This is a genomic window from Solidesulfovibrio alcoholivorans DSM 5433, assembly GCF_000702665.1.
In the GTDB taxonomy this organism is placed as follows: Bacteria; Desulfobacterota; Desulfovibrionia; order Desulfovibrionales; family Desulfovibrionaceae; genus Solidesulfovibrio; species Solidesulfovibrio alcoholivorans.
Window position 1 is genome coordinate 39379 of sequence record NZ_JNJA01000022.1, and the last position, 6826, is coordinate 46204.

Sequence of the window (6826 nt, forward strand, 5' to 3'; positions counted from 1 at the left end):
AATATGAAACAGTCAATTTTAAGCGTCACGGATGTCAAAAGTCTGATAGATGATGGCAAAAAGCTCCTGCTTGCAGGGGAAGAAGAAACCCTCATACTGTTGCCAAAAGGAGATTGGGTTGCAGGAACGATCCCGTATTTTATATCGAAAGAACAAGGCGGCATGGTCAGTCGCGAATTGATTTGCGCGACTGACATAAGTTCCTTCGTAAGCTCCATAGAGATCGTCAAGTATGATCAAAATAGTCTGGCCAGGGTCTATTCCGAAGGGCCAAAACATGGATTCAGCTTTATCGTCATTCCGGCCATGAGCAAAACCCACTTGTCATTTGCCCTCAACGCTCCGAACTATAAGGATTTCGGTATTCGCCCCCTGATCGGCTGGATTGCCGGCGTCCACCTCAGCGACCTTGGCAAGAAGACCCCCAAGGTCATCAACGGCCAGACCGGCGAGGTGCTGGAGGAAGGCGCTTTCGTGCTCCAGGCGCAACTGCCGGGAAACAAGGTTGCCGAAATCGGCATCGTCAATCTGTTCGAGCAGGGCGATGGCGACATCCTGACGTTCACCTCCGACGACTTTTCCGCCGAGACCGTGATGGTCAACGGCGAGAAACGCAATTTCGCCGCTTACATCGTCAAAAACAAGCTCGACACCAAATTGCCCCTCGTAGCCGACTACTACGGCGCCATGGTCAACATCAGCTTCCAGGACGTGGACGAGGTGGAAGGCCGAGTGAAGTTCTACGCACCGGTTTTTTCCGGCATCCGCTACAAGCACGCCAAACCCGTGACGGATTACGTCAAGGTCTTCAACGACCGTCTGTGCAAAGAGTGCTCCATCGAATCCGACCGGGTAGCCTTCTCTTGCAACTGCATCCTGAATTACCTGTATTCCGAATTGGAAGGCAAAAAGACCGACCCCTTCGTTGGGCCCGTGACCTTCGGCGAGATCGCCTATCAGTTGCTGAACCAGACCCTGGTCTATCTGGAAATAATGGACGTCTAACAAAAAGCCCCCCCTGGCAGGGGGACAAGCTGTCGCGGAGTTCTTCTCGTTATGCTCTGCTCCAAACAAGAGACCCGGCAGCCAAGCTGTCGGGTCTCTTGTTTCCTTGGTTCTTCCGGGTGTTCCGTGGGAGCCCACAGTCAAAATTGGAAGTAGAGAAAATCCGTCGTGTTGGACAGTTGGGTCGCGATCACGCAAAAAAGCGCTCCAAGGAGAAGACCCCACACGACGGTAGGCCGCCACAGCAACAATGCTGGTGCGGCCCGTTCTCCCGGCGCAAGCAACACCTCGATGCGTGGCCGCGCGGCGGCCATGATCTGCTGCGTATTCGGCACAAAAAAGCTCACAGCGGCGCACGCAGCGAGCCCGCACCAGACCGTCCAGCCGTAGAGCGGCTCCCCCGTGAAGCCCGAAGCGCCGCCAAGCGCCGCATAGATCCTTCCGGCAGCGCCGAGCGAATCGGCGCGAAACAGCACCCAGGCCAGCGCCGTCAGCAAAAACGTGCCGCCCACGGCAAGCCATCCCGGCACCCGGAGGCTTTTTCCGAAAGAACGGCTTGCGGCGTGGGTCACCGCCAAAGCAAGCCCGTGCACGCCTCCCCAAAGGATGAAGCCGTATCCCGCCCCATGCCACAATCCGCCGAGCAGCATGGTGACCACAAGGTTGACGTACTGGCGCAGCACGCCCTTCCGATTGCCGCCCAAAGGAATGTAGAGGCATTCGCGCAGGAACCACGACAGCGTGATGTGCCAGCGACGCCAGAACTCCACGATGCTGCGCGACTTGTAGGGCGAATCGAAATTGACGGGCAGTTCGATCTTGAAAAGAAACGCAAGCCCGATGGCCATGTCCGAATAGCCGGAAAAATCGAAATAGATTTGAAAGGTATAGGCGAGCGTGCCGGCCCAGGCCGCCACGGCCCCGGAAACCGGCCCCGCGGCGGCCAGACCGAAGACCGCATTGGCCACGGGCGCGAGGTTGTCGGCGATGAGCACCTTCTTGGCGAGCCCGAGCGTCAACCAGGCGAAGCCCCAGGCCATGGTGACCGCCGATGGGGAGAAGAAAGCCCGCGATGCCAGTTGGGCCAGGATATTCTTGTATTTGATGATGGGCCCGGCAATGAGATGCGGGAAAAAGGTGACGCAAAACACGTAGTCCAGAAAACGGAAACCGGCGACTTCGCCATTTTTGATGTCGCGCAGAAAGATGATCTGCTGGAAGGTGAAAAACGAGATGCCGAGCGGCAGTTCGATGTGCGGTGCGGGCAGGGACAATCCGGCCAGGGACAACACCTCGGCGACGAAAAAGCGCGTGTACTTGAAGTAGGCAAGAAGCGCCACGTTGGCGGCCGTTCCCCAGGCGAAGAGCATGCCGCGGCGCCCCGGGACCCTGGCGACGATCAGGCGCGCCAGGGTGTAGTTGCCGAGAACCGAGCCAAGGATCACGAAGAGGTCGGCGGGGTTGAACCAGCCATAGAAGGTCAGGGAGCACAGGATGATCCATGCTTTGGCCAAACGGCGATCCTCGCAGCGATGCAGCGCGGCGAATCCGGCGAAGGCCAGGGGCAGGAACGCGAAGAGAAAGATAGAGGAATTGAAGAGCATGATTTTCCGGCGTTGCCCCGATCGTGCCGCGCTTACGGTCGCCGCGTGGTGAGGCGTATTTCGGTGTAGGCCGCGGCAAAGGGCGTCTGGTTGTCCGGCGCGAACGCCATGCCGTGCTGATTGTAGAGGCGATAGTCGACAAGGACCGTATTGAGGCCGACGATCCCCGTAAACGTCGTGGAAAAATCGTCCTGATCCCGCATCCACGGCTTGGCCTGCGGCAATTGCCAGGATGTTTCCTGTCCGTTCGTGGTGACGGTGAGGGTCTGCCCCGGCACGGGATTGCTCAGGCGCAAGGCCAGACGCATGACCCGCGGCTCGTAAAGCACGAAAGCCAGGACGGTTCGTGGGCCGACGCCCCAGCGCCAGACATGGCCCTCGCCGCGCTCCACAGAGAGCAGGCCCGCCGTCTTGAAGTCCCGGGGCACGGCATCGGGAGCGGCAAGGAGGTCCACGTCGAAGTCGGAGAGCGCCGCGAGTTCCTGCCGGTGAACGGCCGCTTTCCACACGGCGCGGCCGCCGAAGGCGAGCATCGCGGCCAGGGCCAGGACAAGGCAGCCGCGCAGAAAATAAAACGCGCGGGAATGCCCGCGCAGGGCTTCGAGCGTCTCGCGGCGGCGTTTCCCCAGCCAGGACATGGCCGCATGGAGGCGTTCGGGCATTTCCATGCGCAGCGCATGCTCGTCGTCGTCGCAGCAAACCTCGCGGTCAAAAGCGTCCGGCGGGGGACCCGTTTCGGGAAGATGGGCGGCGAGGAGACGCCGCAGCTGCCCGGCTTTCTCGCCGAATCGACCGGCCTCGCTTCCCGCGGCCGCCATATCGCCGGCATCCAGCAGGGTTTCGAGCGCATTGCGCTGCCGGGCCAGCGACGCGAACGCGGCATCGATTTCCCTGGCCGCGCGCCGCCGGGCCTCCGTGTCCGCGCGTTTCATGGCTTGCCGCCCTGCGTGGCGCGTCCGAGCACCTTGTCGACGTAGGCGGCGTTGTCGCGCAAAAAGGCCTCGTGCCCGGCCTCGAGGCGGGCCGCATCGGCCGCGACGTCGGCCGGAACCAGCGCATGTCCGAACCCGGGCACGGTCTCCTCGCCGGCCATCATGCGACGCAGCATCAGGTTGCCGACATTGCGTTTGTAGTGAAAAGGGTCGGAAAAGTATTCGAGCTTGTCGCGCAATGCGCCTTCCACCAGCACGGGTTCGGTCGTGATCCGGTTGTAATCGGAAAAATCCCAGAGCGCGATGCGGGGACCGCTCCCGTCGGCATTGACCGCAGCGACGATACCTACGACGGCCGCCTTCCAGGCGAGGTACCGCTTCCAGAGGCCGGCTTCGCGCAGGATATCGAACAGCACCGCGTGAAAAGGGTTGAAGGCGACGGAGGTCTCAATGCCGCGCCTGCGGCAGGAAGCGAGGAGGCTGCGTAGCGCGTCGAGGGTGGAGACCCCTGTGCGGGGATTGGTGAAGGTGTAGTCCCGATAGAAATGGAGCACGGCGGGATAGAAACCTACGAAAGGATTGTGGCCGGCGGGAGGCGGCGCAGGTTGCGGCGCGGCGGCACCCGCATCAGCGGCAGCAGCCGCCCTGGCTGGCGGGATTTCGGCGGCCGGGGCGACGGGTCGGGGGCGGCTGCGTTCGAGCGTCTCGACGGCCTTGCCGAGGGCCGCGTGCGAGAAGAGCATCCTGCCGATGTCGTTCAAGATATCACCTGGGGGCCGACCGGGGCGGCCGAGAAATCGCTCGGAATCGGTCTTGTCGAAACGCGAAACGCTGGCGTTGAAGCCAAAGAAATCCAGGGCGATGACGAGGCGGACCAGCGGGGTCACCGTGTCGGCATGATCGACCATGCGGCGGATCATGGGAAAATCGCCATGGGCCACTCCGGCGTTGTAGCAACGGACCTTCTGGCCAGGGTAGCAGGCGGCCAGGTCCTGGCAGGAAATGTCGCGGGCTCGGGAGGAGCCGACGATCAGCGTGTCGTAGTTGCCGCGCAACACGACATAGGGTTTCGTGATGTGATCGGGGAGTGTCTTGGCTGTCGTCAGGCCGGCAACAGGCGGTGTGCCGAAAACGCCGTACGGATCGACTGCAATGGAAAAGGCGGCGAGAATCAGGAGACAGCCCGTTACAGCAATCAAAAATATAAAGAGAAAGCGTCTGTAGGCATTCATAAGAAGGGGACACGGGATACGCCGAGCCATCTGCGGGGAACATAGCCCAAAAATATTATTTCGTGACATTACCTTTGAACAAGACATGCGTCAACGTATAATCCCCTCAGTCAATCGCCGCCTCCCCGGCGTGACTGCGCAACCAAGGCAGTTGCTCTTTTTCATGTGTGCAACAGTTTTGAATAACTCTTCTTTTTGAATCGCAATACGAGGATCGGAAAGGTCAATCCGCGTACCTGTCACGGATGGCCAGTACGACATCCTGAATGGAAAGAAACGCTTCCACCACGACGGGATCAAAATGGCTGCCGGCGTCCCGCCGCAGGATGTCACAGGCTCCCTCGTACGACATGGGCGGCTTGTAGACCCGCTTGGAGGCCAACGCATCGTAGACATCGGCCACGGCTGTGATCCTGGCCGCCAGGGGGATGTCCTCACCGGCCAAGGAGCCGCAGCCTGGCGGGGGTTCGCCCGTGGCCGGATAACCCCCGCCGTCATAGCGCTGGTGATGATGCAGGACCACATCCCGGGCCCAGGCGTCCATCTCGGACGAGGGCGAATCGAAAAGGCCCGCGCCAAGGATGGCGTGCCGCTGGATCGCGCAGTTCCGCCATGCGTGGCATGCGCAAGAGGAACTCCTCGGTGACAAGGCCCACCTCCACGGCTGCGGCAGCCTGATCCGCCAGAAGGTTCAGACAGGAAACCTGCCTTTCGCCGAACGTGACCGGATCGCCGGCCGGGCTCGTGGGGTTGAGCAACTGCATCACGGCGATGGTCCTGCCCCGGGAGGAGACCAGGGGCAAGACGGCCACTGCGCGGGTGCGGTACCCCGTGCGCTCGTCGCAAGAGGCGTTGAAGGCGACATGAAGAGAGGGGTCGATGGCGTAGGCGTCTTCGATGACCATCATTTGGCCGGTACGGGCGACGTGGCCGGCCAGGGAAGTCCCGTCAATGGGCAAGCGGGCATCGAGGTAGACGTGGCGATTGACCGCCGCGGCCGAAAAAAGCGAGTCGTTATGTACATAGCTGGAAACGAGTTCGCTGCCTTCGACGAGGAAGATCGTGCCCGCGTCCGCGCCGACCAGGCGACGCGCCTCCAGCAGCAGGCGGTCCAGAATGGAGTCCAGGCTTTTGAGTTCCCTCAATCCTTTTATTATATGAATTATTTTGAAAATAATACCGGATTGTCCCTGGGGAAGATGCGTACACGGCATCGATACCTCCTCAAAAACCATGTCGGTCCTACCGCCGGCGCCCCTTGCTCCGGGTTGCATGTATTTATTCCCGTAGCAGGGGAAAAGCACGGGAGCCAGGGCCGGGAAGAGACCTGGGCATCCACCGGCAACCTGACGGCCCGGTTGATTGGAATGGTCTACGGCTTGAAGGCCCGCGAGCCAAAGCCGCCGTCGCGGCTTATCGCGGCCCCCTCGTTTGTGGAGTGGATGATGGGAATCCCCACTGGATGGACCGACTCCGCTGTCTCGGCAACGGCATCACGCCTCCTCTCCTCGAGGGGATCTTCAGGCGGTTAGGCAGGGGAAATGCTGGCATCATGTGACACAACAGTGACACAACTATAAAGCGGCAAAGAAAAAGCGGGTCATCGTCCGGTCTTTCCGGTGCGATAACCCGCTGATTTTCTTGTGGTGCCGAAGGGGAGACTCAGCACCTTCGGACCTCACGGCAAGAGGTAACAGCTTGATATGTCTAGACTTCAAAAACAGTTGATAAAAATTCTCTCTAATTTGGACCTAGCACTTTGCCCCTCTTCCGACAAGGGTAAAATTGTCCCAACATGGCGGTTAGAGTCCCTGTTACTCAATATTACACGGAGGCATTAAGAATTGGCTGATCGGCGAGCTTCCGATGAAGATCAGAAGGCCATACTCATAACGTTCCCACCGGGATGCAAAATAAAAAAAGGAACCTCTTGGTTCCTTCGTAAAGAGCCGCTTGCGTGTCAAGCAAGCGCTCTCCCCCTGAGCTACGGTCCTATAAACAGAATCAGGGAACAGGCTAAATGCCCCAAACTCGTCCCGAAGTCAACCCCAAA

The 6826-nt window shown here is 60.1% G+C and carries 6 protein-coding genes and 1 tRNA gene; 1 reads left to right on the forward strand and 6 read right to left on the reverse strand.

Annotated elements, in window-relative coordinates; all coding sequences use genetic code 11:
* Positions 1-3: 3 nt before the first annotated feature.
* On the forward strand, positions 4-1005 hold the full coding sequence (locus Q368_RS0121105; RefSeq protein WP_029461023.1) for a DUF6976 family protein: 1002 nt from the start codon (positions 4-6) through the stop codon (positions 1003-1005).
* 140 nt (positions 1006-1145) lie between these two features.
* Here Q368_RS0121105 and Q368_RS0121110 read toward each other — a convergent pair whose 3' ends face one another.
* The 6 genes from Q368_RS0121110 to Q368_RS25975 form a co-directional block, all read right to left on the reverse strand.
* Entirely contained in the window at positions 1146-2609 is a 1464-nt protein-coding gene (locus tag Q368_RS0121110) for an MBOAT family O-acyltransferase (RefSeq protein WP_029461024.1), read from the reverse strand.
* Positions 2610-2641: 32 nt separating this feature from the next.
* Positions 2642-3541 (reverse strand): hypothetical protein, encoded by a 900-nt coding sequence (locus tag Q368_RS0121115; RefSeq protein ID WP_029461025.1) that lies wholly within the window; start codon positions 3539-3541, stop codon positions 2642-2644.
* A complete protein-coding gene (locus Q368_RS0121120; RefSeq protein ID WP_156955807.1) occupies positions 3538-4740 on the reverse strand; it encodes a hypothetical protein in 1203 nt (400 codons plus the stop codon). The genes Q368_RS0121115 and Q368_RS0121120 overlap by 4 nt, the downstream gene beginning before the upstream one ends.
* A gap of 256 nt (positions 4741-4996) precedes the next feature.
* Positions 4997-5317 (reverse strand): HD domain-containing phosphohydrolase, encoded by a 321-nt coding sequence (locus tag Q368_RS27355; protein ID WP_156955808.1) that lies wholly within the window; start codon positions 5315-5317, stop codon positions 4997-4999.
* Positions 5268-5918: a GAF domain-containing protein gene (locus Q368_RS0121130; RefSeq protein WP_162179667.1), complete on the reverse strand. Its 651-nt coding sequence runs from the start codon at positions 5916-5918 to the stop codon at positions 5268-5270. Before Q368_RS0121130 ends, Q368_RS27355 begins: the two co-directional genes overlap by 50 nt.
* Positions 5919-6640: 722 nt before the next feature.
* Positions 6641-6766, reverse strand: a tRNA-Val gene (locus Q368_RS25975).
* Positions 6767-6826: the final 60 nt, after the last annotated feature.